At 57.5% G+C, this 25,874-nt stretch carries 21 protein-coding genes and 1 tRNA gene; 7 read left to right on the forward strand and 15 right to left on the reverse strand.

Translation table 11 applies throughout. The features are described 5' to 3' along the window. Positions 1-75: 75 nt before the first annotated feature. Both HDF10_RS18370 and HDF10_RS18375 read left to right on the forward strand, forming a co-directional pair. Positions 76-2,949 (forward strand): TonB-dependent receptor, encoded by a 2,874-nt coding sequence (locus HDF10_RS18370; RefSeq protein ID WP_183816008.1) that lies wholly within the window; start codon positions 76-78, stop codon positions 2,947-2,949. Between the two features lie 149 nt (positions 2,950-3,098). Then, the gene (locus HDF10_RS18375) at positions 3,099-4,277 is read left to right on the forward strand and encodes a pyridoxal phosphate-dependent aminotransferase (protein WP_183816010.1); all 1,179 of its coding nucleotides are present in this window, start codon (positions 3,099-3,101) and stop codon (positions 4,275-4,277) included. Between the two features lie 57 nt (positions 4,278-4,334). On the opposite strand, the gene HDF10_RS18380 is transcribed toward HDF10_RS18375, so the two are convergent. The 5 genes from HDF10_RS18380 to HDF10_RS18400 all read right to left on the reverse strand — a co-directional run bounded on the left by HDF10_RS18380 (position 4,335) and on the right by HDF10_RS18400 (position 9,139). After that, the gene (locus tag HDF10_RS18380; protein WP_183816012.1) at positions 4,335-4,964 is read right to left on the reverse strand and encodes an MBL fold metallo-hydrolase; all 630 of its coding nucleotides are present in this window, start codon (positions 4,962-4,964) and stop codon (positions 4,335-4,337) included. Between the two features lie 103 nt (positions 4,965-5,067). Continuing rightward, positions 5,068-5,367: a preprotein translocase subunit SecG gene (gene secG / locus HDF10_RS18385; RefSeq protein WP_179583052.1), complete on the reverse strand. Its 300-nt coding sequence runs from the start codon at positions 5,365-5,367 to the stop codon at positions 5,068-5,070. A gap of 251 nt (positions 5,368-5,618) precedes the next feature. Then, positions 5,619-6,392, reverse strand: a complete 774-nt coding sequence (locus HDF10_RS18390) for a response regulator transcription factor (protein ID WP_183816014.1) — start codon at positions 6,390-6,392, stop codon at positions 5,619-5,621. A 251-nt stretch (positions 6,393-6,643) separates the two neighbouring features. After that, positions 6,644-7,609 carry a UDP-glucuronic acid decarboxylase family protein gene (locus HDF10_RS18395; protein ID WP_183816016.1) on the reverse strand — a complete coding sequence of 322 codons (966 nt, stop codon included), beginning with the start codon at positions 7,607-7,609 and terminating at the stop codon, positions 6,644-6,646. Between the two features lie 111 nt (positions 7,610-7,720). Further along, positions 7,721-9,139 carry a UDP-glucose dehydrogenase family protein gene (locus HDF10_RS18400; protein ID WP_183816018.1) on the reverse strand — a complete coding sequence of 473 codons (1,419 nt, stop codon included), beginning with the start codon at positions 9,137-9,139 and terminating at the stop codon, positions 7,721-7,723. Between the two features lie 289 nt (positions 9,140-9,428). Between HDF10_RS18400 and HDF10_RS18405 the strand changes: the two genes are divergently transcribed. After that, positions 9,429-9,800 (forward strand): hypothetical protein, encoded by a 372-nt coding sequence (locus HDF10_RS18405; RefSeq protein WP_183816020.1) that lies wholly within the window; start codon positions 9,429-9,431, stop codon positions 9,798-9,800. Further along, positions 9,797-11,248, forward strand: a complete 1,452-nt coding sequence (locus HDF10_RS18410) for a sugar transferase (RefSeq protein WP_183816022.1) — start codon at positions 9,797-9,799, stop codon at positions 11,246-11,248. Before HDF10_RS18405 ends, HDF10_RS18410 begins: the two co-directional genes overlap by 4 nt. A 105-nt stretch (positions 11,249-11,353) precedes the next feature. On the opposite strand, the gene HDF10_RS18415 is transcribed toward HDF10_RS18410, so the two are convergent. From HDF10_RS18415 to HDF10_RS18435, 5 genes are all read right to left on the reverse strand, one after another. Further along, positions 11,354-11,438, reverse strand: a tRNA-Leu gene (locus tag HDF10_RS18415). 269 nt (positions 11,439-11,707) lie between these two features. After that, a complete protein-coding gene (locus HDF10_RS18420) occupies positions 11,708-12,403 on the reverse strand; it encodes a lipid-binding SYLF domain-containing protein (RefSeq protein ID WP_260177990.1) in 696 nt (231 codons plus the stop codon). Between the two features lie 260 nt (positions 12,404-12,663). After that, a complete protein-coding gene (locus tag HDF10_RS18425) occupies positions 12,664-15,096 on the reverse strand; it encodes an Orn/Lys/Arg family decarboxylase (protein WP_183816024.1) in 2,433 nt (810 codons plus the stop codon). Positions 15,097-15,205: 109 nt separating this feature from the next. Continuing rightward, a complete protein-coding gene (locus tag HDF10_RS18430; protein ID WP_183816026.1) occupies positions 15,206-15,739 on the reverse strand; it encodes a sigma-70 family RNA polymerase sigma factor in 534 nt (177 codons plus the stop codon). A gap of 499 nt (positions 15,740-16,238) precedes the next feature. Next, positions 16,239-17,126, reverse strand: a complete 888-nt coding sequence (locus HDF10_RS18435) for an HAD family hydrolase (protein WP_260177991.1) — start codon at positions 17,124-17,126, stop codon at positions 16,239-16,241. Positions 17,127-17,134: 8 nt separating this feature from the next. Between HDF10_RS18435 and HDF10_RS18440 the strand changes: the two genes are divergently transcribed. Next, complete coding sequence (locus HDF10_RS18440) at positions 17,135-20,371, forward strand: serine/threonine-protein kinase (protein WP_183816029.1); 3,237 nt, start codon at positions 17,135-17,137, stop codon at positions 20,369-20,371. 254 nt (positions 20,372-20,625) lie between these two features. Then, positions 20,626-21,600: a ligand-gated ion channel gene (locus HDF10_RS18445; protein ID WP_221271868.1), complete on the forward strand. Its 975-nt coding sequence runs from the start codon at positions 20,626-20,628 to the stop codon at positions 21,598-21,600. Positions 21,601-21,838: 238 nt separating this feature from the next. Here the strand turns inward: HDF10_RS18445 and HDF10_RS18450 are convergent, their stop codons facing one another. After that, a complete protein-coding gene (locus HDF10_RS18450) occupies positions 21,839-22,213 on the reverse strand; it encodes a hypothetical protein (protein WP_183816033.1) in 375 nt (124 codons plus the stop codon). A gap of 392 nt (positions 22,214-22,605) precedes the next feature. On the opposite strand from HDF10_RS18450, the gene HDF10_RS18455 reads away from it, so the two are divergent. Further along, a complete protein-coding gene (locus HDF10_RS18455) occupies positions 22,606-23,220 on the forward strand; it encodes a DUF1990 domain-containing protein (protein ID WP_183816034.1) in 615 nt (204 codons plus the stop codon). On the opposite strand, the gene HDF10_RS18460 is transcribed toward HDF10_RS18455, so the two are convergent. Genes HDF10_RS18460 through HDF10_RS18475 form a run of 4 tightly spaced genes read right to left on the reverse strand, consistent with a single transcriptional unit; the run spans position 23,189 to position 25,848 of the window. Next, positions 23,189-23,488, reverse strand: a complete 300-nt coding sequence (locus HDF10_RS18460) for a hypothetical protein (RefSeq protein WP_183816036.1) — start codon at positions 23,486-23,488, stop codon at positions 23,189-23,191. The two genes, HDF10_RS18455 and HDF10_RS18460, sit on opposite strands and share 32 nt — an antisense overlap. Continuing rightward, positions 23,489-24,055 (reverse strand): hypothetical protein, encoded by a 567-nt coding sequence (locus HDF10_RS18465; RefSeq protein WP_183816038.1) that lies wholly within the window; start codon positions 24,053-24,055, stop codon positions 23,489-23,491. 3 nt (positions 24,056-24,058) lie between these two features. Beyond that, on the reverse strand, positions 24,059-24,634 hold the full coding sequence (locus HDF10_RS18470; RefSeq protein ID WP_183816040.1) for a hypothetical protein: 576 nt from the start codon (positions 24,632-24,634) through the stop codon (positions 24,059-24,061). 26 nt (positions 24,635-24,660) lie between these two features. Then, positions 24,661-25,848, reverse strand: coding sequence for an RHS repeat protein (locus HDF10_RS18475; RefSeq protein ID WP_183816042.1), 1,188 nt, complete (start codon positions 25,846-25,848; stop codon positions 24,661-24,663). Positions 25,849-25,874: the final 26 nt, after the last annotated feature.

The following is a 25,874-nucleotide window of genomic DNA, read 5'->3' on the forward strand; positions in this document are numbered from 1 at the left end:
GGCCCATACGTCGTTGAGAGCATCCTCAAGCCTGTTTCTGGGCCAGTCAAACGTGCATTTTTTCAAGGAGTCCCTATGTCATTTCAACGCAGCTTTGCGCTTCTCATGTTGTTTGTCGTTACGCTTGCGGGTTCCGCAAGGGGTCAGGCCGGGCGCACGACACTCACCGGATCAATCACGGATGCCCAAGGCGGGGCGCTGCAGGGGGTTAAGGTGTCGCTCGATCCTGGTGGCGCGACCGCATTCACCGACTCGACCGGGCAGTACACGCTGCTTGGCGTTGTCTCCGGCAAGTACACGGTGACTGCGGATTACTCGGGCTTTTCGACGTTTACCAAGACGGTGACGGTGGTGGCGGGACAGGTGGCGCGGGTTGATGGTGCTCTGAAGATTGCGGCGAACCAGCAGAATGTTCAGGTGTACGCCGATCGTCAGGGTGGAGAGCTGGAGGCGATCAACCGGACGTTCAACGCAGACAACATCATCAACGTGCTGCCAGCCGATGTGATCACGAGCCTTCCGAATGCGAATATCGCCGATGCGCTGGGCCGGCTGCCGAGCGTGACGCTGGAGCGCGACGAAGGCGAGGGCAAGTATGTGCAGATTCGCGGCACGGAGCCGCGGTTGACGAACACGTCGATCGATGGAGTGAACATCGCGTCGGCGGAGACGGTGCGTCAGGTGAAGCTGGATATTATTCCGGCAGACCTGGTGGAGTCGGTGCAGATCAACAAGACGCTGCAGGCGAATATGCCGGGCGATGGGATCGGCGGCTCAGTCGATTTACGGACCAAGAGCGCGTCGGATGCTCCCACGATCTATCTCGATTCGACCGGCGGCTACACACCGATCATCGGCGGACGGCCGGTGTATCAGTTTGATGGAACGCTGGGCAAGCGGTTCCTTGAGGGCAAGAAGCTTGGGGTGATCTTCTCGGGCTCGTATGACTGGAATGGGCGCGGAATTAATGACGTGGAGCCGGGTCCGATTCTAGGATCGCCGGGAAATCCTGGCGGATATGATATTCGCGACTACCAGTACTATCGTTCGCGGGTGGGCTATGCGGGAACGGTGGACTATCGGTTCAGCGATACGTCGAATATTTATCTGAAGGGGCTCTACTCTCTTTTTCACAACTTCGGCAATCGCTGGGACTATAACCCGACGACCTTCTTCACGCCGGACGGGGTTCCGGACGGGCAGGGCACAGTCTCTTTTGGAGCGGAGATCCGGCGTCCTGTGCAGGACCTTGGGAGTCTTCAGCTTGGCGGGCGGCATGTGATCCGGCGCTCGCTGTTTGCCTGGGATCTGGAGAGTTCGGTTGGACGGACGCGCGATGAGGGCTACTCGGATGCGACTTTCAATCCGACGACGACCTCGAACCTGAATGCGATTCAGTACCAGCTTGACGTCAGCAAACCGAAGACACCGAAGTTGACGACGCCTGGCGGGGTGAACATCTTCGATCCGACGCAGTATGAGTGGTTCGGGCAGAGGGTGGAGAACTATTACAACCCTGAGGTCGATCTGGGCTTTGGCGCTTCGCTGGCGACGAGCTATAACGCAGGGGGACATGCAGGCACCATTGAGTTTGGCGGCCGCTTCCGCAATGTGCATAAGTTCGCGAACAACGGAACGTTCTTCTTTATGCCACTTGCTGCTTCGGGCGACCCGTCGCTTCTGCTGACGAACTTCCTTGGACCGTTCACGGACTCGAACTACTACAGCGGAACCTACAGCTTCGGACCGACGGCGTCGTATGACAAGATCAACGCCGCGCCGCAGGTGACGGATACGCGATTGAAGCCGAACGGTGAGTTGTTGAATCCTTCCGTGACCGGGCAGAACTTCAACTTTATCGAGAAGGTGTCGGCCGGATACGTGATGAACACGATCGACCTGTCGAAGTTCCGGATCGTGGCTGGCTTGCGGTTTGAGAATACCAGCGAGAAAGATGCGGGCACGGTGGGGCTAACCGGAACGACGGTGCAGCCAACGACGAACGGATCGTATCTGGATGTGCTGCCGAGCGCCGCGGTACGGTATTCCTTTACACCGACGATCGGACTGCGGGCGGTCTATGGCCGGGGGTTGTCGCGTCCTGACTTCTCTGACCTCACCTCGTTTGCAACGATCTCGCCGGGAGGGGTGCGCACTACCTCGAGCATCGGCAACCCGAATCTGAAGGCAGAGCATGCCGACAACTTCGACCTGCTCTACGAACAGAGCCTGGATCATGCAGGGCTGTTGCAGGCGGGTGTGTACTACAAGCGGCTGTCGGACCCGATCATTCCGGTTCAAACTACGCTTGCGGATGGAACGATTCAGACGCAGCCGCAGAACGCGGGCAGTGCGCACGTGTATGGCTTCGAGATCTCGTTTCAGCAGCACTTCACCTATCTGCCAGGGCTGCTGAATGGTCTGGGCTTGTCAGCCAACTATGGATACTCGGCCTCGCAGGTCACTTTTCCTGCGAAGACGACGCTTCCGGACGGCACGATCAGCTTCGACCGGACGGATCATCCGGATCTGCTGCGTCAGGCTCCGCATACATGGAATATCAGCCCCACTTATGACAAACGGCGTTTATCGGTGCGGCTGGGCTTGAGCTATAACGCTGCGAACATCTTTGCCTATAACTACACCGATACGAATGCCGCGGGTCCTGCAGTCTTTACGGGGGGCAACGCGGACGGCACCGGAAACTCCTTTCAGGGCGGGGGAATTCATGGGCCGCTCGGGGACAACTACTTGTACGCGCATCTGCAGACCGACTTGCAGGGCACCTACAAGTTGGTGAAGGGTTTTACGGCGGTGGCTTACGGGCTGAACTTGAACAATGAGGTCTTCGGCTTCTATCAGGGAAATACGAACTCTCCGATTCAGCGGGAGTACTACAAGCCGACGTTTGGCGGAGGCCTCAGGTGGTCGCCGACTCACGAACGCTAGACTGAAGCAGCATAACGATCGTTTCAAAGTGCGGGTGATGTGCCCATAATGTGTGGCGCATCGCCCGCACTCTTTCTTAACCCTGCTTTACGATTCTGTTTTAGTCCTTGCGCCCCTTACGCAGGGTAGCTTCGCATTAGCATGGGAGGGTGAGCTATCGGTTTTCGGCGCGGACGGGTTGGGATGTGGGGGAGAGTGGGTTCGCGGCTGCGATTCGCGAGGCGCGGGCGGCGGGGCGGGAGCTGGTGGACCTGACGGTGTCGAACCCTACGGTGTGTGGATTTGATTATGACGCGGAGGCTGTTCTTGCGCCACTCGCGAGTCGAGAGGCTATGACGTACGATCCGGATCCGCGGGGGATGCGGTTTGCAAGAGAGGCGGTGGCGGGGTACTACGGGGGGCATGCGGCGGATGTTGATCCGGACAGCGTGGTGCTAACTACCAGTACGAGTGAGGGGTATGGGTATCTGTTTCGGCTGCTGTGCGACGCGGGCGATGAGGTGCTGGTGGCGCAGCCGAGCTATCCGCTGTTCGATTTTCTGGCGGATCTGGAGGATGTGCGGCTGAGGCCTTACCCGTTGTTCTATGACTATGGATGGTGGATCGACTTTGCGGAGCTCGAGCGCCGGATTGGGCCGCGGACCAAGGCTGTGGTTGTGGTGCATCCAAATAATCCGACGGGGCACACTACGGGGGCGGGGGAGCGGGCGCGGCTGGAGGAGATCTGTGCGCGGCATGGGTTGGCGCTGATTGTGGATGAGGTGTTTCTGGACTATCCGCTGGAGGAGGGGGTGAGGCTGGGGAGCTTTGCTGTGGGTCCGCACCCGGTGCTGACGTTTGTGCTGAGCGGGATGAGCAAGATTGCAGGGTTGCCGCAGATGAAGGTGGGATGGATCGTGGGGCTGGGGCCGGAGGGGGATCGACGGCGGGCGATGGAGCGGTTGGAGGTAGTTGCGGATACTTTTCTGTCAGTGAACGCGCCGATGCAGCGGGCGCTGCCGGTCTGGTTGGCACACAGGCGGGGGATTCAGGGGCAGATTCTGGAGCGGGTGAGGGGGAATCTGGGGCTGGCGGTTGGAGGTGGGGTTGAGGTGCTGAGGGTGGAGGCGGGATGGAGCGCGATTTTGCGGCTGCCTCAGGGGCTTGGTGAGGGCGATGTTGCGGGGTGGTTGTTACGGGAGGCGGGGGTGATCGTGCATCCGGGGAGCTTCTACGGCATCAGCGAGACTGGGCGGTTGGTGGTCAGTCTGCTGGGGTCGGCGGAGGGGTTTGCGGAGGGGATTTCGAGGATCAAGAGGGTAACGGGGTGGAACCACGGTAGTTACTAGTTCATGCGATGCGTGTAAAGCTGTACATTGTATATTTTATGTAAGTATCTGCTTGTATTAGCTTTGAAGGAATGGGTTAGAGTCCCGCTCTTCGCCGATTGTGGTTATGGAGCCGTGCCCGGGGATGACGGTGACGTCGTCGGGCAGGGTGAGAAGACGGTCGTGGATGGAGGCTAGGAGCTTGCGGATGTCGCCGCCGGGGAGGTCGGTGCGGCCTACGGTGCCGGCGAAGAGGGTATCTCCGGCGAGGAGGAGAGATTGGGCGGGGAGATAGAGGCAGACACTACCTTCGGTGTGGCCGGGGGTGTGGAGGATGGAGCCGGTGAGGCCGGTGACGGCGATGAGTTTGCCCTCCTCGAGGGTGTCGTCAGGGGTGGGGACGGTGGGGGTGGGGATGCCGAGCCAGCCTGCTTGAATGTCCATCATCTTGACCAGAGGGAGGTCGTGCTGGTTGTAGAGGATGGGGGCTCCGGTGAGCTGCTTGAGGCGATGGGCTCCGGCGATGTGGTCGATGTGGGCGTGGGTGATGACGATTTTTTTGACAATGAGGTTGTGGGCGGCTAAGAGGGCCATGATTCGGGGAATATCATCGCCGGGATCGACGACGATGGCCTCGTGGGAGGTTTCGTCTCCGAGGATGGAGCAGTTGCATTGCAGCGGACCGACGGGGAGAATCTCGTGGATCATGGTGTTTGAGCCTTCAGCGGGAGCTTTGGGACTAAAAGATGCGCAAGACTGGGAACTAAAAATGCGCAAGCCCGAGGCCTGCGCATCTCTGAAGGTCTAAGAGCTACTTCTTGGCGGGTGTCGTCTGGCTGGTGGGGTGGGCGGTGCCGGAGAGGACGGAGTGGTCGCCGCTGGCGCGCGAGAGCAGGATGGTAAGGCCGATGGAAGTGAGCATGAAGACGATCGCCGAGTAGGTGGTGAGTTTGGTGAGGAGATTGGCTGCGCCGCGCGGGCCAAAGGCGGTCTGCGATCCCTGGCCACCGAAGGCGCCGGCGAGGTCGGCGGACTTGCCCTGCTGCAGGAGGACTACGCCAATGAGAAAGAGACAGACGATAACGTGAATGATGACGAGAAGAATAACCATCGGAGCTGCTTGCTACCTCTTGGGGCCGGAGAGTGTCTCCAGAGAATGTTTGGGGTCGGTGTGGGAGTCCCCGCGCCTTACGGCGTTCGCACCTAAACCTAAAACCTAGTGTATCACCGGGTATCTAGGAAGTCCCAGCGGTGCTGGCCTCGAAAAAGACTGGTGGAAAGGGATGAGCGGTTTGGGCAGAACGGAGTTCGTCGGGATCCTTCCCCTTCGACTTCGCTCAACAACAAAGGCCGGATGCGGACCTAGGCGGTTTTGATGATTGCGATTTTGTTGGAGGATGCGGGATGGGTGGGGCGATTTTGTACCGGGGGGTGGTGCACGTCGCGAGGGGTGAGGGCGTAGAGGACCGCCTCCATGCGATTGGATACGCCGAGCTTGTCGTAGATGCGAAAGAGGTGGTTTTTGATCGTGTGTTCGCTGAGCTTAAGGACGGTGGCCAACTCGGAGTTGCTGAGGCCGTCCGAGAGAAGGTGCAGAACCTGCTGCTCGCGGGTGGTGAGCAGAGGCTTGCCGTGGCGGTCGATGACATTGGTTGACCTGGGGTGCGAGAGGGAGGAGACCAAGTGGGCGAGCAGCTCGTTCTTTGCCCAGATCTGCCCCTGGTGAACGCATCGGATGCACTTGCAGAGGAGCTCAAAGCGCAGGTCGGCGCTGCCGAAGATCCCTTTGGCTCCGGCACGAAATAAGGAGATGACTTCGGCGTAGTCTGGATCCTGCGTGAGGACGACGACGCGGGCATCTTTGTAGAACTCGGGAAGGGATTGAAGGATGGAGACGGCGCCGTGCGTGTTCTCTATCCTGGACTCCATCCGGGAAGAGCCGAGGAGGATGACGTCGACCGGGAGTGGCCTGGCCGCATTGAGGAGATGCTGGACGTCATTGACCGGGGCAATGATCTGGATGTCGGGAACGGCTTCAAAGGCGTTCTGCAACAGTTCGCAGAGCATGATTGGCAGGTTTGCCACAATCACTTTGATGACGTTCGGGGAGGTGCTTTCTTCAGTAACTCGCTTCATGAGTCTCTCCAGCACTGAGGTTGGCCGCTCGATTGAGAAGATCTTCTCGGTATCCAAAATGATCTCCAGACGAAAAAAATACAGGATCTGCTGTATTCAATTTTGAGGTAAGTGCTCATTGAGCGTCGCTTACGGCGACTCAATTACTCGAGAAATTAACATTGGAACTAGAGCACTACTTCCGCACAACAGATCTAAGTTCTTTCTCTTGCACAGAGCCTTCCTGCTCGCTTTTGCATGAGAACAACTTCTCAGGCCTGCGAGTTTTGAACCAGCCCAGTTTCGGCGTGCTCCTGGAAGTAGGCTAAGGACATCTCGAGTCCCTGACGCAGTTGGATCTTCGGGGTCCATCCGAGAAGGCTGATAGCCTTACTGATGTCCGGCCTGCGGCGGGTGGGATCGTCCTGGGGGAGCGGTTTGAAGACGATCTTCTGGTCCGATCCGATGAGCTTGAGGATCTCTTCGGCACAACTGAGGATGGTCCACTCCTCGGGATTGCCTATGTTGACGGGAAGATGCTCGCTGGAGTCTGCGAGGGCGAGGATGCCTGCGATCAGATCGGAGACGTAGCAGAAGCTTCTGGTCTGCATGCCGTCGCCGTAGATGGTGAGCGGTTCGCCGCGCAGGGCCTGGGACATGAGGTTGGAGATGACGCGGCCATCGTTGATCTGTAACCGTGGTCCGTACGTATTGAAGATGCGCACGAGGTGGGTGTTGACGCGATGATAGCGGTGATAGGCCATGACGGCGGCCTCAGAGAATCTCTTGGCTTCGTCGTAGACCGAGCGCGGGCCGATGGGATTGACGTGTCCCCAGTAGGTCTCGGTTTGAGGATGAACCTCGGGGTCGCCGTAGCACTCGGAGGTAGAGGCGTGGAGGTAGCCGGCGTGATACTTCTTTGCAATTTCGAGGGTGTTGATGGTTCCGGCCGAGCCGACAAGCAGGGTTTCCACGCCGAGGCGGGCGTAGTCCAAAGGGCTTGCGGGGGAGGCGAAGTTGAAGATGTAGTCGACTTTGCCTGGGTCGAAGGGCTGGCAGATATCGCGGCGCTCGAAGTCGAAGCGGGACTCGTTGCGCAGGTGAGCGAGGTTGGCCGAGTTGCCTGTGCTCAGGTTGTCGACGCCGAGGACGGTGTTTCCCGCGTGCAGCAGGGAGTCGCACAGGTGTGAACCGAGAAAGCCTGCTGCTCCTGTTACAAGAACTCTTTTGGCGTTCATATCTCCCTCAGATCTCCTTCAGATGCGAGGCCCGGTGGCTGCCTGAGGGAGACCAACCGGATCGCGCACAAGATATTTCAATACATCGGAACGACGACTTGGCTAAAATCCTTATCGAGAGCGAGACGCGACGGCTGCGAGCTCCTCGGTGTGATGTCGTGTGGGCCTGCCTACGCTGAAATAAGTAATCTCATTTTCCAGCATCAGTTCTGGGTCATAGAGATTGCGGCCATCGAGGATGATGGGAAAGCGCATTGTCGCGCTGAGACGCTGAAGATCGAGACGGGCAAACTCCGACCAATCCGTGAGGATCAGGAGGGCGTCTACATCGTTCGAAGCGTCGTAGGGGTCGGAGGCGTATTGAATCTCCGGTCCCTCAGGGAGTATCTGTTGCGCGCGTTGCATGGCGGCGGGATCGAAGGCGCGGATGGAGCAACCCTCCTCAATCAACATTCGGACCAGATCTATCGCGGGAGAGTCGCGTATGTCGTCGGTTCCGCCTTTGAAGGCGAGGCCGAGGACACCGAGCTTTTTGCCGCGGAGCGTCCAGAGCGCGGAACGGACCTTGCTGAGAAATCGGCGCTTCTGATCGGCATTGATGTTTTCGACTTCGGTGAGGAGAGCAAAGTTGACTCCGAGTTGCTCGGCGACGGAGCGGAAGGCAGCGACATCCTTCGGGAAGCAGGATCCACCATAGCCGATGCCGGGCCGCAGAAATCTTGGACCGATGCGGCTGTCGAGGCCCATGCCCTGGGCTACCTGTTCGACGTCGGCGTCTGCGGCCTCGCAGAGATTGGAGACGGCGTTGATGAAGGAGATCTTGAGGGCGAGGAAGGCGTTGGAGGCATGCTTGATGATCTCGGCGCTCTTGGTGGAGGTGCGCAGCAGAGGCGGTGGAGTGTCGTGATTGCAGGAGCCGTCGATCGCTCCTGCCTTGGCGTAGTACCTGCCCGTGGTCAAGGGCTCGTAGATCTTCGACATGATCTCGGCGGCGCGGTCGCTATCGGTTCCTACTACGATTCTATCGGGATGGAGGAAGTCGGCGACGGCCGTTCCTTCGCGCAGGAACTCGGGGTTGGAGACGACATCGAACATCTCCCGCGAGACACCGTTGCGCTCCATGACCCTGCGGATCCATTCGTTGGTGTAGACGGGAACTGTGCTCTTTTCGGCGATGACTTTATAGGTGGTGATCGAACGCGCAATCTCACTGGCGACGGCTTCGACGTAGGACAGGTCGGCATCTCCTGTCTCGCTCTGAGGAGTGCCCACTGCGATGAAGATGGCCTGGGCTTCGCGCGTGGCGGCGGAGAGGTCAGTGGTAAAACGCACCCTGGCGTTGCGATACCGCTGGAGAAGCTCAGGCAGATACTTCTCGTGAATCAAGCTCTCTCCCGCTTGCAAGGCGGACACTTTTTTCTGGTCATTGTCCACGCATACGACGCTGTGACCCATCTCTGCAAAACAAACAGCAGCTACTAATCCGACATAGCCGGAACCGACGACTGCAATGTGAATCGAATCACTCATAGGGTCTCCCAGTGTCTTATTTTTTATGTGCGAGATCGAGATTGGCGAATGGCCGCTCGCGTCTTGCCTTGGTATAGAAACTTGGTTTCTACAGGTAGTGTGCCCCCCATTAGGACGATCAAAATCGAGAACGAGTTGGCTTGATCGTGGCGATATCTTAGATATCGAAAATAGATTTCGAGGAACCCTTTGACAATATTCACCAGATCCTGGCTTTGCCCGAGAGAACCGTTTGGAGCTCATGGGGAAGAGGTGGTGGAAGTGCAGGAGCAATTTTGTAGGTACGTCTATGGATGAGTCCCTCCAGCATGGGCGGGTGTCGTTGATAAGAATTTTCTCAGGCTCGATGTCGCGCTGCACCAGAAAAATGCTCAAGTCTCCTTATACCGCAGGTTGCGGTGTGGACGCCATTCTTATTTTGTCCACAGGTATCGTCTTCGTGACAAGTCGGAGACACGACGGCGACGTTTCGATAGAAGAATTCACGGTTTTGCAAAATCGCATCGTCTCGTGTGAGAAATGCTTCTCGGGTATTTTTCATCATTGCTTGCTGGGGCTGGGACAGGTTACTCTGGGACCTGCCACATTCGGGCTTAACTTGTTGCTCAACGGTTCCACCAACCTTGCGAGAAGGCACTTTCAGAAGGGGCTTCCCCAATGACACCTTCCAATCGAACAACCATTTTAGAGCTGGCGCCCATCGGCGATCTGGGGCTGTTGTTTTGCTGTCTTGGCCTTTCCTACATCACAGCGGTTCATCAGCGACCATTCGATGTCTTCAACTCGCTGGAGACCCACTATCCCATCCAGGTCTTTGCGGCGACGCTGGTGCTGGCGCTGGGATGGCATGTGGTGCTCAGGTCCAATGGGTTTTATCGTTCCCGTCGCTTGGCGGGCTCTGTGAGAGAGGCACTCGATGTCTGCACTGCCAGCTCGCTGTGTGCGGTGTTGAGTTGTATCTGGCTATGGCTGATCGCATCCCGTTCCATGCGCAACACAATAGATCTGGCCGTGGTCGCGGCGCTCTTCGGCATTATGAGCTTCGCGGCATTTCTTACGACACGTCTGGTGGCTCGCGCGACGATGCAGACGTTTCGAGCCCGTGGGCATAATCGGAGACATGTGCTGATTGTGGGCACCAATCGGCGCGCCAGCAGCTTCGTGCGAGAGCTGGCCAACCACCCGGAGTGGGGATACTGCGTTCAGGGTTTCGTGGATGATCAATGGTGGAGTAAGCAGACGGCTGACTCTCAACTGGGAGCTTTAGTCGGCGGCCTGGATTCGATTCCTGAACTGCTGAGAACACTGCCTGTGGACGAGGTCATTGTGGCTCTGCCTCTGGCTTCGTTCTACCAGCAGATTGCTGGCATTATCTCCTCGTGCCGCGATCACGGGATCGCCGTCCGGTTTCTCGGCACTTTTTTCGATCAGGATGAGTCGAAGCGGAGCGACTTTATGCGTGAGACCGTGGGCACGATCACGTTGCACGATGAATCCTGGAATGCCTGGGCGTTCATGATCAAACGTGCGACCGATGTCACGGTTTCGCTGCTGTTGCTGGTGGTGCTCGCACCGCTCTTCCTGATGATCGCGCTGTTGATCAAGCTGACCGATCCGGGTCCCGTCTTTTTTAGACAGGTCAGGATGGGGTACGGCAAGCGGTCGTTTGAGATTCTGAAGTTTCGTACGATGGTGCAGGATGCGGAACGTCTTATGTCGCAGGTGGAGCACCTGAATGAGACGCAGGGGCCGACATTCAAGCTGAAGAATGATCCGCGGATTACTCCAGCAGGCAAATTTCTTCGCAAGACGAGTCTTGATGAGATTCCGCAACTAATCAATGTGCTGGTTGGACATATGAGCCTTGTGGGTCCGCGACCGCTTCCGCTGCGCGACTACGAGGGATTTTCGCAGGACTGGCATAGACGACGGTTCAGCGTGAAGCCTGGAATTACGTGCCTGTGGCAGATTATGGGCCGGAGTTCGATCGGATTCGACGAATGGATGGCTCTGGATATGCGGTATATCGATCAGTGGTCGGTCTGGCTGGATATCAAGATTCTCTTTCAGACGATTCCTGCAGTGTTTCGCGGATCTGGTGCTGTGTAAGCGCCCACTGTCCTATCTCCCGTCGCCTGGAACGCCGAGTGACAGTCAAAGCAAAGGGTCAACCTTTCGGTCGACCCTGAATAAATCCTTGAAAAAAGTTTGGATTGGTGCGGAGGAGGGGACTTGAACCCCTATGCCTTGCGGCGCTAGCACCTCAAGCTAGTGCGTCTGCCAATTTCGCCACCTCCGCGCTTTATCTCGACGCTTGGGAAGCGCGAGGTGCGGTAAGCAATCCGAAGGTAAGTATAGCATCTGCGACGGGTTGAGTGGGAGCGGATGTGGATAAGGTTTTTGGGGCTCGCGAGGATGCCAGGACGAGTTTGTTCTTGCTATCTCATCTGGTTTGGAGACGTTCGCTCATTCGGTGGCGCTGCGGCGTGACAAGCGAAAACAAAGGCCCGGAGGATGGCGTCGGCTGAATGTTGACGCCACCCCTCTGGGTCATTTTTTTTTTGCGGATTAGTTGGCGGTCTGCGAACGCGTGGGCGACGCCTTCCTTAGGATGTTATCGAGGGCTTTACCCGCGGGCGTTATGGTAACGCCTCCCTCGCGGACGATCTCAGTTGCTGTAATGTCTTTGCCGTATACCGTCTTGTTCGCGTCGTTGTCGCTGTCCATAGAGGCGCTGCCTAAAGAAACGCCGGCAAAGAGTCCGCCTTTGGCTCTGGAGTAGGTGAGGATATCGACGTTTGGATCGTTGGCAGCGACCGCCTTCGCTCCGGTTGGCCCGGCAACGGCGGTTGCGTCAGCACCAAGTTTGAGCTTGCCGGATAGGATCTTCTGAGCTCCGGTCTTGGTTTCGACCAGCAGGACGTAGTCCGTGGAAGAACCACCGAGCTGCACCCCTAAGCTGCCGACATCGAGTTTGTACATCGCAGGAGCAGACCACGGACCGGTCATGTCCGTGCCGGATCGGCAGACGATGACGCCACGGCCATAGGTTACGCCCAAGCCGATTCCTACCTTTTTGACGGCGGGAAACACGAGCACACACACGGATTTATCGAGGAGATTTTGTGGGATTCCATCGGGTCTGGCAAGGATCTGCTTCAACACCTCGGCTGAATTGCCAAGGCGATCATCAATCTTGTTTTGCGCAACAGCCGGTAAGGTCACCCCAATGGAGATCAGAGCAAGTAGAAGTTTTTTCATCATAGGACCTTTCTTGGTTTGTTTTCCGGAATGATTGCCGGTTGTACCAGGGCCGTTCCATGTTGGAAGAGAAGGCCAGCTTCAACCGGTGAAACTACAGAAAATGCCAGGCCGTGATGTAAGCGGGAGGAGTACGGTGACGGGAAATCAGAAGTTCAAAACCAGTGATCAATCGTCATCGACTATGGTGGCACGTTAAAGGGAACGGCCTCTTCTGTCAACAGAAAAGGCCGTTGGGTTAAGTTGATAAATGCTTGATGAAACTACCTCTCCGAGGCGAGGCCGCTTCCTGGAACGATAGGCGAGGTTGCAGGAACGCGCTTCTTCTTCTGGACCGGCGGGGCGGCGTTTGGTGGACGCTGTTTTCCGTGGCCATTGCCGTTTTTCTTCTTGCCGGGGGTTTCGATGACGGCGCGCATCCAGTAGTTTCCTTCCGCGTCGGTTTCGATGCCGTGGACCTCGCGCTCGAAGCCGGGGAAGCGCTTGCCAAACTCTTCCATGGCGAGGATGAGCTTGATGACGGGGCTCTCGGCGCTGCCGAGACGTTCGCCGGGCATCGACATTGGGATGCCGGGAGGGTAGGGAACCAGCATGACCGCAGCGATTCGACCGGCCATCTCGGAGAAGCGAATCTTTTCCGTCTCGTGGCGGAGGAGCTTCTGGTAGGTCTGGGCAGGGGTGAGGATAGGGTCGAAGTCTTCGTCGCAGGCATCGTTGACGAGGCCGGAGAGGTTGAGTTGAACCATCGCGGCGTGCATCTCGTCGGAGAGCTCTTTGAGGCTGACGTTGCGATACCGATGAGGAAAGCGGGAGACCAGTTCGGGCAGGGCCTCTTCGAGGGAGGCTTCGGAGTCGTAGAGGCGTTTGAACTCGAAGAGGTTTTCGAGCAGGGCGCCCCACTTGCCCTTGGAGGTGCCGACGGAGAAGAGGACGAGGACGGTGTAGTCGCCGGTGCGGGCGATCTCGACGCGGCGTCCGTCGAGGAACTCGGTGACGATGGCTGCGGGAATGCCCCACTCGCTGACGACGCCCTGGGCGTTGACTCCGGGAGCGAGAATGGTGACCTTGGTGGGGTCGAGCATGCAGTAGTCGTCGGCGATGTCCTCGTCCTGATAGCCATGCCACTCTTCGCCGACCTTGAGAGTCCAGGCGCTGGAGCGGTTGGTGAGAAGGCCGTCGGCGGCTTCTTCGAGGAGGTAGGTCTTTCCGTCGAGCGGATCGAAGACGTACTCAGGTTGATAGAGGCGGAAGAACCAGCCCTGTTCGGCTTCGCGGAGACGGTGGCCGATGGACGACATGGCCTTGCGGAAGCTGATGGCGTCCTGCAGGGTCTCGCTCATCAGGGTAGGGCCGGCGGGCTCGTCCATCATGGCGGCGGCTACGTCGAGGCTGGCGATCAGCGGGTAGAAGGGCGAGGTGGTGCCGTGCATCATGAAGGACTCGTTGAACTGATCAAAGTCGAGATTGGCGCGAGGGCTTAGCTTGACGTGGATCATGGAGCCCATCGAGAAGGCGGCGAGCATCTTGTGCGTGGACTGGACGGCGAAGATGGTGGGGCGATCGGGCATGTCGTCTGGGACACCCATCGCGAATCGGCCCTGGTAGATCTCGTGGAACTTGGCATAGGCGTACCAGGCCTCGTCGAAGTGAATGCGTGGGACGGACTTCGAGAGCTCGGTGACGACGCGGTTCACGTCGTAGCAAAGGCCGTCGTAGGTGGAGTTGGTGACGACGGCGTAGGTGGGGTTCTGGTTGGCGACGCCGGTGGTGAGCGGGCTCTTGTCGATGATGCCGCGGATGAACTCGGGGCTGAAGCGCTTGAGGGGGACGAGGCCGATCATGCCGTAGCCGTTGCGCGTGGGCTTCATGTAGACGGGGCGCGCGCCGGTGACTGTGAGGGAGTGGCAGATGGACTTGTGGCAGTTGGCGTCGGCGAGGACGATGTCGTCCTGCGCGATGACGCCGTGGCCGACGATCTGGTTGGAGGTGCTGGAGCCGCCGAGGACGTAGAAGGTCCAGTCGGCGCCGAAGATGCGGGCTGCGTTGCGCTCGGATTCGCCGGGAGGCCCGATGTGATCGAGCCAGGAGCCTAGCGGCGCGGTGGAGATGCCGAGGTCCGAACGCATGATGTTTTCGCCGAAGAACTTGTGGAACTCCATGCCGACGGGGTGCTTGAGGTAGGCGACGCCGCCCATGTGGCCAGGCGCGTCCCAGGAGTAGGCTCCCTGATCGTTGTACTTTTTGAGCTCGCGGAAGTAGGGCGGGAGGAGCTGCTCGTGGTAACGCTCGACGGCGAAGTCGACGCGGTTGGCGATGAAGGCAGGGGTGTCGCCGAAGAGGTGGATGTACTCGTGAACCTGCTTGACGACTTCGAGGGGGAGTTCGCTGACAAGGGTGCGGTCTGCGATGAGGAAGATGGGAATCTTCTTGTTGCGGCGGCGAACGGCGCGCAGGATGGCCAGCGCCGCGCCTTCGGCAAACTGGTTCTCGCCCTCGAGGTCCCAGTCCAGAAGGATTGCGCTGTAGGACGGGTCGGATGTGACCAGAGATAGACCGTCCTCCGGCGTGGAGGTGCGAACCACCTCATATCCTTCGAGACGGATCGCCTCAACCAGACGCTCCATAGCGCGGTCTGAGACTGAATCCGTACCACCAACTTCACTCGCGATCAATAAAACCCAACGGCCTTCGCTCATACACCTCTCACAACTTCTTTGTAGTCCATATAGAGGATACAGGGAGATTTTGTTGGAGGTTGAGGGAGTGTGAATGTTGGGGAAAAAGAGTGATGTGGGGGAGTTGCGGTCAGGCGCAGGTGCAGTCGACGCAGGCGAGTTTGGCGCAGACTCTGCAGACGAGGATGAGTTGCTTTTTGAGCGCCTGCCGTGCTCGATGAATGCGAACGGCGGCATTGCCGGGGGTGATTCCCGTGCTGGAGGCGAAGGCTTCAAGGCTCTGGCCGTCGAGGTCGACGTTGCGGAGGATGGAACTGTAGGAGGATTTGAGGGTGGGTAGAACCTGTTCGACACAGCCACAAACGATCTGCTCGGTCTGGGGGTCGACGGGAAGCTCGGTTGCAAGATCGTAGGCCCACCGTTCGAGAGCGCGGTCCTCAGCGGCGCGGTGGCGGTAGTAGTCGATAACGGCGTTACGCAGGATGCGGTAGAACCAGGCGACGGCAGACTCCTCCTTGTTCAAGGATGCGGCGTGTTCGAGAGCGCGAATGTAGGCGCTCTGAATGATGTCTTCGGCGGTGGCACGGGAGTCGACGCGGCGCTGGACGAAGTGGAGAAAATGAGTTCGCCGGAGGGAGAGGTCGGCGATCGCTTGCGTCTGCATGGGCGAATCCTTAGTGAAGGCGGCGACGTAAGGACTGACCCGTCGCCGCCGCGTTTGATTAAGTTAGTTGGATGGATTACAGGCACAGGCGATGCACCATGGGCAGCAGGCGAGTGGGCAGTTACACACCAGGCTGGGGCATTGATTTGGATTGGACATCTCATTCTCCTTGGTCGGACCGTAAGCCCGAACACAAATGCTGACGGATGAACGCGAAGACTATTACACTTCGACTGCACGGGCCCTGGGGCTAAGGCACTATTCGGCGACGAGGAGATGACACCGGTCCGGGGACAACTGACGATTCTGCTGCCTCAGCCGGAGGTGACTTATGCCACGGTCTATGAGGATACTGATATATTTTCGCGGCGAATGGCGTGGTGCTGGGTGGGGCCCATGATTGGAACCTGCAGCCTGACCTGGCGACAAAGGCTGCGATTCTGGCGAAGCAGGCGAAGTTATTCGATGAGATGCGCGATTGCAAGAGCCCACGGCTTGCCTAGAAGAGACGGGTGAGTTCGGCGAAGCTGGCTAGCTCGAGTAATTGCCGGCCGGGAGGGGGCGGGTTGACGACCTCGTGCTCCAGGACCCAGGTGAAGTCGTGCGGGATGAAGATGGCGTTCAGTCCGGCGGAGAGCGCGGGATTGACGTCCGAACGTGGGCTGTTGCCAATCATCCAGGTGTTGCACGAGTCGCAGGCGTGGTGGGAGACGAGGGATTCGTAGGCCTGGTGGTGTTTTTCCGAGAGCACCTCAACGGCAGAGAAGTGACGGGCGAGGCCAGAGCGATGCAGCTTGCCAGTCTGCTCCTCATGGTCTCCCTTGGTCACTAGAATGAGACGATGGCGCGTGGCGAGTTCGCTGAGCGTGGAGGCAACGTTGGGGAGAAGCTCGATCTCCTGCTCGGCGATGGACTGGGCGAAGCTTTCGATGCGGCGGTGTTTTTCGTCTGTCATGGGGGCATCGCTGAGCTGCTCGAAGCAGGCGGCCAGCGATCGGCGGAAGCTGTGAAGTCCGTAGCCGTGAATGCGGATGGTGTCGTGCTCGACTCGGATGAGGTGACTGCGGACCTCGTCGGCGGTGTGGATGCGGTGATCGAGGTAGGAGATGAAGCTGGTGATGGCGCGCTCGAAGTAGATGTTGTTCTCCCAGAGCGTGTCGTCGGCGTCGATCAGGAGGGTCTGGTTGGATGGGCGACGTTCGATTTGGGTGGGGGAGTTCACAGACTGATTATAGGTCGTGCCGACGACGTCTGATGGAGAGGGTAGTGGCTTGAACGACATGCCACGCTTGGGGGATATATTCCCCTGTCGGGCTATGCGAGAGTTGAGGGTGATCGCTGAGCGAAGATATCGGTTCTGATCGAGGCTGGGGAAAAGAGAAGGCAACCGAGGCAATGATTCCTGAGGCTGGCCAGAGGTTCGGTCCGTACGAGATCCTGGGCACACTGGGCGGCGGAGGTATGGGCCTGGTCTTTCGCGCCTGGGATGAGCGACTGCATCGCGAGGTTGCGGTAAAGCTTCTGCACGAGAGCTATAAGATGCCCGGAATGCGGGAGCGCTTCCTGCAGGAGGCACGGGCGGCGTCTGCACTGAATCACCCAAATATCTGTACGGTGTTCGACATTGGCGAACGGAACGGCACTCCTTATCTCGTGATGGAGCTGCTGGAGGGCGAGACGGTAAAGTCTCGCATCGAACGCGGTGCGCTTTCGCCGGGTGAGATCGTTCGCTATGCGCTGGAGATATCGGACGCGCTGGCGGCAGCACACACCAAAGGGATTGTGCATCGAGACATCAAGCCGGCAAATATCTTTCTGGTGAAGATGCCAAATGGAAAGAGCCAGGCGAAGGTGTTGGACTTCGGACTAGCGAAGATTGGACTCGAAGAACGCGGCGGGTGGGAGTCGCGGACGCTGGATATGACGCTGTCGGGGGCGACGGTTGGGACGGTGGCGTATATGTCGCCGGAGCAGGCGCGGGGCGAGTCGCTGGACACGCGATCGGACATGTTTTCGCTGGGCGTGGTGTTGTATGAGATGGCGACGCGGCGTGTGCCGTTCGAAGGGACGACCAGCGCGCTGATGTTTGTGCAGCTTCTCAGTCATACGCCGGACTCGGTGCGTAACTGGAATGAATCGATTCCACGCGACCTGGAGCGGGTCATCCTCAAGCTGATGGCGAAGAGTCGGGGCGAACGATTCCAGACGACGCAGGAGTTGCAGGAAGCCTTGACCAGAGTCGGGGGGAAGCTGGGTCGAGGCGGATGGCTACATAAGGGGACTTTGTCGGCGGTTCCGCTGGTTCGCGCTTATGATCCGGTGGCTTTGCATAAGGGACCGAAGCGCAAGTCTGACCGCGGCGAAGGCGACACGCCGGGCGGTCGGCTCCCGGTAGCGCAGACGAGGGGGGCAAGTAACGGCAACAAACGGACCCGTCCTGCACTCAGGCCGAAGGGAGATCATGGTAGCGATGTGGATACGCAGTGGCAACAGCGCTCCGAATACGGCGTTGCCGTGCAAGGTGACTCCTCTCAAGACCCCGTCGTACCGCATGTTGATTATGGCGCGCCGGCAGCAGCGAAGACATTCTCTTATGAACCGGGTTCGGTAAGGTTGCGAGGCGGATTGGCCGTCGGTGAAGAAGAACGCGGCGCCGATATGCAACATAAAGCAGAGGAGTGGGTGGGCTCTGAAGAGGACTCGCTGGCAGAGTTGGTGGCCGAGCAGGGGAAGAGGGCCCGGGTGAGAATGGTAGTCGCAACGGCGATAGTTCTCGGCATCGCGGCGGCAGCCTCTCTCACGATGGGCATGAGCCTCTTTCGGCCGATGGTGCTGAAGCCGAGTGATCGTTTGCTGCTGACTCTTATCCAAAACAAGACCGGAGACAAGACGCTGGATGGAACGGTGATGCAGGGACTTGAGATTGCATTGCGTCAATCGCGGACTTTGAATGTACTGGGTGGTGAGGCGTATCACGCGGGCCTGGTGCAGATCGAGCCGGAGAACACAGGCGCGAACATGACGGTGCCGGTGTGGAGTGTCGCGCAGAAGATTGGTGCGCGAGCCTATTTGTATGGGGAGATCAATGGGTCGAATGGATCGGAGGCGCCCTACACGATTAGTGTCGACGTATTACGAACAGACTCGAATGACAAAGTGGCGAGCCTCGATGAGATTGCTGGAAGCAGGGAAGAGATTCCGGCGGCGATCGGACGACTGGCGCTGGCCGTGCGGAGAGAGGTCAGCGCAGACAGTAAAGCCGACCTGCGAAGAAATACTCCATTTGCCGATGAGGCATCGGGAAGTCTGGAGGCGTTGCACGCTTACTTCGCGGGTGCGACGGCGGAGCAGAGTGGGCGAGTCACCGATGCGTTGAAGGCGTATCAGGAGGCTGTCCGTTTCGACCCAAAGTTTGTTCAGGCGCAGATGCGTCTTGCGTGGCTCTATCGCGAAGAGAAAGCTGAAGTGGCGTCGGCGAATGCTGCCGGTTTCGCACGCGATGCTGCTGTTCACTCGAGCGAGGCGGTGAAGTTGCTGGCTAAGTTCTGCTTCGAGATGAATGGGAGCGGGGATCTGGTTCAGGCTACCAGGACGATTCGTGAGTATGTGTTGCGGTATCCGCTCAGCGTTGATGGGCGAAAGGATCTGGCGCTGGCGTTGCGAGTACAACGGCTCTTCCCGGAGGCTTTGCAGGCGGCGCAGCAGGGATATGAGTCGAACCCGTTCGATGCAGAGGCTTATATCGAGGCAGAACGCGATCTGATTGGGATGGATCGGTACGGGAGCGTTCTTGAATTGGAAGCACAGGCTGGTCATGTTGGCGTTGCGAGTCGTACCAATGTTCTGACCGCGGCTTATCTGGACGGGAGGGAAGATCTTGTGGCCGAGCAGGAAAAAGAACTGCAGGCTGCGCTCGTCGAACCAACGATGGGCAATCGCACGCAGGTGACTTACGCAGACTTGAATGAGTACGGCCTTTATCTGGATAACACAGGAAAGAAGGGCGCGGCTCTGGACCTGTGGCGGAGTGCGGCTGCGAAAGCCGGCGACGAGGTTGAGCTATCTGGCACTCAGGCGTATTTGTTGGCGCAGGGTGCGCTTGATCACGCTCTTGCGGAGAGTTGCCCTGTCGCGCTCGCGATGGTTGAGGAAGGGAAGGGCTTGCCGAAGGGGCCGGTTGCAAGCTTTAACGCGGGGATGGCAGCGGCTCTTTGTGGAGATCAACCGTATGCGGTAAAGACCGCTCTTATTCTGCAACAATATTTTCCGCGAAATACTGCAGTGGCCCAGAACTACGCGCCGGAGTTGAAGGCTGCAGCGGCAATTGGCATCAATGAACCGGGGAAGGCTATTCCAAATCTGGATGCTTCCGGACACGATGACCAGGCGTTGTTCGCTGCGTATCTGCGCGGCATGGCGCATACCGCATTGAGTCAGACGCCTCAGGCCAACCTCGATTTCCAGGCAGTATTGGCGCGGCGCGGCGAAGCGTCGATGCAGGAAGGAGATCTATATTCGATGGCAGAAATGAGCGTAGCGCAAAACTACAAGAATAGCCGCACTCCGCCGGAGAGAGCCGAGGTTTATCGATCTTTGAAGTATGGGAAGAAGGAGTTGAAAGGCTCGCTCTAAGTGAGCCTTTGCCGACTAGTAGATAAGGCCAACCCAATTCATCTAGATTGAACGGCATTGGCCCCTCGGTCGTAACCAAGGAAATAGGAGTCGCCTCTCTCGGCAGGATTTCTGATACAGTGGGGGGCACTTTCCTCCTGGACAACTCCATGAAGCAATGCGGTCTCTTCCGTGCAAAGCTAGCTATGTTTTTGATAATGGCCCCCATTGCCGTTCCCGCATCTTCCGCAGTGAAAGCGGCAGCAAAGCCCAATGTGGATCTTAACAAACATCCGACCGGCGGAAAGACGCCAATTGAGATTTCGGTGGGGCTTTACATCACAAACTTTGTAGCGATAGACGAATCCCGTGAGAGTTTTGAGGTTGGTGGCTATCTTACTGCAAAATGGCAGGATCCGCGCCTTGCCGTGCCCGCGGACCAAGCCGCAGATAAGGGAACGGAGCAGACGCTGATTCGCACGTTTCGGCTGGAAGACCTCTGGGCTCCAGCGATTGAGGCGGCGAACTCCATCTCTCACAAGATGAACCAGTACTCTCTGGTGGCCGACAGAGATGGCTTTGTAACCTACATCGAACGCTTCGACGCGGTTCTTTCCAACGACTACGACTTGAGGAGATTTCCCTTCGACAAGCAGGTCCTTCAGTTTGAATTTCAACCATTTCTTTCAACCGCCTCTGAGATTCGATTCGCCCCCCAGCCGCTGCCGTCGACGGGCATCAGTCCGGAGCAACATACTCAGCTCGCTGCCTGGCAAATAAACGATCTTCGCTACACCGCGGAAAAGGTGGCCACTGATCGCTTCCTTCCCCCAGCTCAGGAAGCGGTCTTCCAGCTTGTTGTCAAACGACGAGCAGGCTTTTATCTCTGGAAGATATTTGTGCCGCTGGCGATGATGACTCTGGTTCCAATGGTCGTCTTTTGGATCGACGTCGAGCAGTTCGACTGGCTCCTGAAAGTTCCGATGACCATGCTGCTCTCCATGGTGGCCTTCGAGTTCACGATTACACGCGACCTTCCGCGAGTTGGCTACGTTACTTTTCTGGATGCAGTCTTCCTCGCCAGTTTCGCCCTTTGCTTTCTTTGTGTCTTTGAAATTCTTACGGTCTATCTTCTGCAAAAACGTGGAAGGAGGTCTACGGCGGTGATGGTGCACTCCGCCGGTAGATGGATCTATCCAATGGCATACCTCGGCGTAATCTTGCTCCTGATCGTTACCTTTCATACCTAGTGGGCGGTTCAGAGGTAGTCAGAAAAAGCACTCTAGAGTTGAGCGGTACGGATTACGCTATAGTTTGTTGATCTTAAGAGGGTCAAAAAGATCGAGACAGGGATTCATATCCAACTGTATATAATTTATTATCAATTACATATCTGTGATGTACTGAAACATACCCCCAAACATACCCCCAGGAAAGCGTCCCTAGCCTTTGACACAGCGCCGTTTTTTGGGGCAATTACAAAGGCGTTCATCCTAGCCGATTATCCGAAGACAGACTGCGACTCCAACTAAACCGGCTCTGCTCGTACTCCAGCGTCAGCAGCCCGGCGAAGAACAGAAGCGACAGGAAGAACGCCGTCCACGTCCACACCGGCCTCCGGCTCGGCCATGCTTTCGAGTATTCCCTGAAGCGGCGGCGGAGATCGAACCAGAGGAGGGCTGACGATCGCGGAGTGGGGCGGAAGGGTTCCGGCTTTGGCTCCGGGACGGTCGCATCAGGATCGTCCGCAGGGCCAGAACTTCGCCCAACAGAACCTCTGTTCCCGCCGCCCCGCCGTCGCTTCTCGGCTCCAGAAGCTCCGCCCGAACCCACTCCGAGAGCGTCAGCTTCCCGCTCGGGCACGACTCTCCAACGCAGCGAACTCCTCTTCGCTAACCTTGGTGCCAACCGATTTTGTACGGAGCGGCGGCTTCATCGCGCACCGCCTGGGAGAGATTTGAGAGGATGGCCGCACGAGGCCCGTGCGTCGCTCGGAAGGACAACAGGGGGCCGGAGGCGGGCTAAGGGACTGATTCTCAGATGGTTCCCCTACAGCAACCTGCGCTCGCCTCTAGGGTAACGCTTTAAGCCCAGTTTTTCTATTAGCCGCTTGTTTTCAGCAAGTTCCCGAAGCGTAACTTTCGGTTACTCTACAGCACCCGTTCCGGGGTGGTATGTCCCTATCAACCCGATGCGAAGCAGCGTGCTCTTTGATCGGATCGCCACAGAGGCCAGAGAGCAGAGATACTGGAAGTATGTTCCGACTATTCAGGCCGAGCGAAGACGAGAAGCTGAGGCTTCTGACCACCGCTCTTGAGACTCCGGTCTCCAGCCCTCATCTGCTGACTTTGGCAGACGGGGCACATGGAACACCACCCAAGGGCTTTGTGCACGATCTTTCCCGTACTGACGTGGGGAGAGGTTTGCAGGCTTTCGAGGCCGCACGCGACGGCTTCCGCCGATGGCGGCAGTTCGATTTGGGCTGGGTTCATGTGCTCAACCCCGGCGCTGAGATCGAGACGGGGCAACTGGTAGGAGTCGAAGTTCACACGGTCTGTCTGTGGTCGGTGGTCTTCAACCGCATCGTGGAGACCGTGGACAGCCCCACCCAGTTTGGGTTCACGTACGCAACCACGGCCAGGCACATCGAGCAGGGACAGGAGCGATTTGTCGTTGAGTTTGATCCCTCGACCGAAGCCGTGTCCTACCTGATCGAAGCGGTATCGCGTCCAAGACACCCACTCGCACGTCTGGCGTACCCCTTCTCACGAGCCATGCAGCACCGGTTCGCAAGGGACTCTCACGCCCGGCTGAGACGATGCGTCCTCGACTGCTCGCTTAGTGGGCGGACCGACGCCCGAAACGGATGAGATGTCGAAGGACTACGCTCCCCGCCGCAATGAGCAAAATCGGCGTCAGACTAGGCTCAAGATGACCGCGAGCCAACTCGACAACGGCGAACGCAAAGGCCGCTGCAATACTGATCATCGCCATGAGCAGGGCATCTATTACGGCCATCTTCGCGTTCCAAGAGACCTTCAACACCTGACAGGTGACGAATCCCAGGACCAAGCCGATCACACTCGATGCGACTAGGGTGATCAGCGCTATCGCCGACAATAAACCGGATGTAAGCATTTAGGGCACCAACGAGCAATACGCTTGAACTTTCGCTAAAAAGTGATTCCATTGGGCATTCTCAAACGCAAACCCGCCAGCAATATATTTGGCTGCGTTGATTGGACCATTGAAGTTCCCAGACAGATTGATATTGAAATTGATTCCGGCTGAGCCTGTGTCTGAGGCTGAGAAAGTAATACTTCCCGGAAAGAACAAATGACCACCTGGGAGAGTGTTAAAAGTCATCCTGCTCGATGACATGGATTGAACTTGGACGCCCATGTTCTGGTTGACCCCAAACGTCCCAACCGTAATTGGTATCTCTGACCCTGCTCCCATTTGTGCTGGTTGGTGAAAGCTGACGCTTAGCGGCCCTACTGAGTAGTTTCCAAATGCTGCGAAATTACTTTCGACCGCTCCCATGACTTGGCTGGCGTTTGAACCGCAATGGGTTGAGAGAGGGTACTGTTTGTTGACGTTACTTGGGGCAATTGCTTGGTCGTGCAAATGCACTTGTCGTGACGTACAGTCGTAGATGAAGGTATCTTGCATCGTAGTGATAAAGAAGACCGTAGAAACAGCCAACGCTTAATGAGACTCAGGTGCCGTTGCACCGCCAGATCGGCTTTGAACTGTCACCAATAGGCTCCCAGCTCTAGTTAGCCTTGCATCGTGCGATGCTGCCACTGCTTTCTCAGCTACATGGCGAAGCGAGTTGCAGTCGCGAGCGACAGTTCCATCGCTGCTGATGAAAGCGACCTGTTTATCTTCAACCAGCACACAAAATGGTTTGTTCCATGCATCTACGCGAGACTCTGAAGAGATACCTGTCAGTGTATCGCTGCTCAGTATTTTCCCGTCGAGAGCCGACCAATCAGTGGCTTTGAAGATGCGGCTTGCACGCAGCCATGTTAACGCCAACTCTGCCCTCTCCTTGGAATATCTTGGCGTTTCTGCAGACCGCTGTAGCAATGGCAAGGATGAGCCCGCCTGAGCGTCGTGCAAGCTGTCGAGCAGTTGTGGGTCAACTACAACGGAAGCTAATGGGTCAAGTGCTAAATCTTTTGGAATGCTCACTGGCATCGACTGTAGTCGAGTTGCAAAGTGATGCCATTGCCAGCCGATGAATGCGACTAAGCTAAGCACAATCGCGGTGCCAGACAATAGCCACGCATTTCGCTTCCTAATCATTACCCACCAACCTTGCAGCCAACAATGGATTGGGCTAGTTGAGCAGCACTCTGTAAGAGTTGAGCGGCGTTAGTCAACCCAGAGTTGCTGTTGAGGATGCCTGCAAGCCTGGACGATGGAGTCGATGTTGATCCATGAATGCCCAGAAATGAAACAGAGCCATTAACTTGCGTGAATGCTCCGTTCGAGAATGTCAGAGACGATACATAGCCCCCGAAGAAAGAGCCTGCAGAGCTTACGAAGATAGGATTATTGACACCGACTGAAAGAGAACCGTTCGGGTTGAGGCTCACTCCCACGATTGTCGATGGCTGTACTTGGAAATTAACTCCATAATCAGTAGTGGTTTGATACCCGGAAGCGCCAGTCAGCGGTATTCCCACAGCAGTAATGACACCTGCTGCATTTGCTTGAATACGAATATTGCCGTTTACGAGGGTTGTCTTTCCGGCACAGCTCACGTTATTTGGGGCAGCCAGAGCAGGTGATGTCTGACATGGTCCACCGCCGCCATTTATATTGCCGCAGAAATTTCCTCCATACTCTGCAATATACCAAGGTAGTGGTGTACCTCCCGGGGAGGGGGGGCTGGTGAAACAAAATCCGTCTGTGTCGGCAGGCGTTCCATTGCATTGCCTTAGCCCGCTGGGATCAGTGAAGGTCAGCGGCCCGTTGAGGACGTAGCTATACCGATTCAAGCTCTGTGGATTGGTTGCATCATAGCTTCCATCGTAGGGGTCGGGGCTCATCCATCGGCCCCAAGTGGAGGAGTATTGACGGAACTGGGCGTGCTCGGTGCCTGATTCCGAATCGTGATCGAGTTGCGCATACTGCAGGGTATCTTGATTGCTGTAAGGAGGAGTTGACGGGGATGTAAATCCGTCCCCCCAGGGAAGCGAGGGATAGCTGGATGCGACAACTCCGGTATAGTTCGTGCGAACCCGCTCAGTCCCCATCCAGTCTTGATGTTCGAAATAGGTGGTCCCATCATAAGCACGGAATGCGATTTGTCTTCCGTCCCAATAGATGCGCCCCTCATCGCCTGAGTTGAAGGCGACGTTCCAGCGGGAGGTGCGCCGTCCAGCGGGGTCATAGACATATTCATATGTCCCGCTGGCCGTTTGCTGACGAACGCGGCGATTCAAAGCGTCATACACGTACACCGACGATCCACCGTCGACCTTCAACAGATTCCCTTCCGCATCGTAGGTGT

This window comes from Tunturiibacter empetritectus, assembly GCF_014201375.1.
Classification (GTDB): domain Bacteria; phylum Acidobacteriota; class Terriglobia; order Terriglobales; family Acidobacteriaceae; genus Edaphobacter; species Edaphobacter lichenicola_D.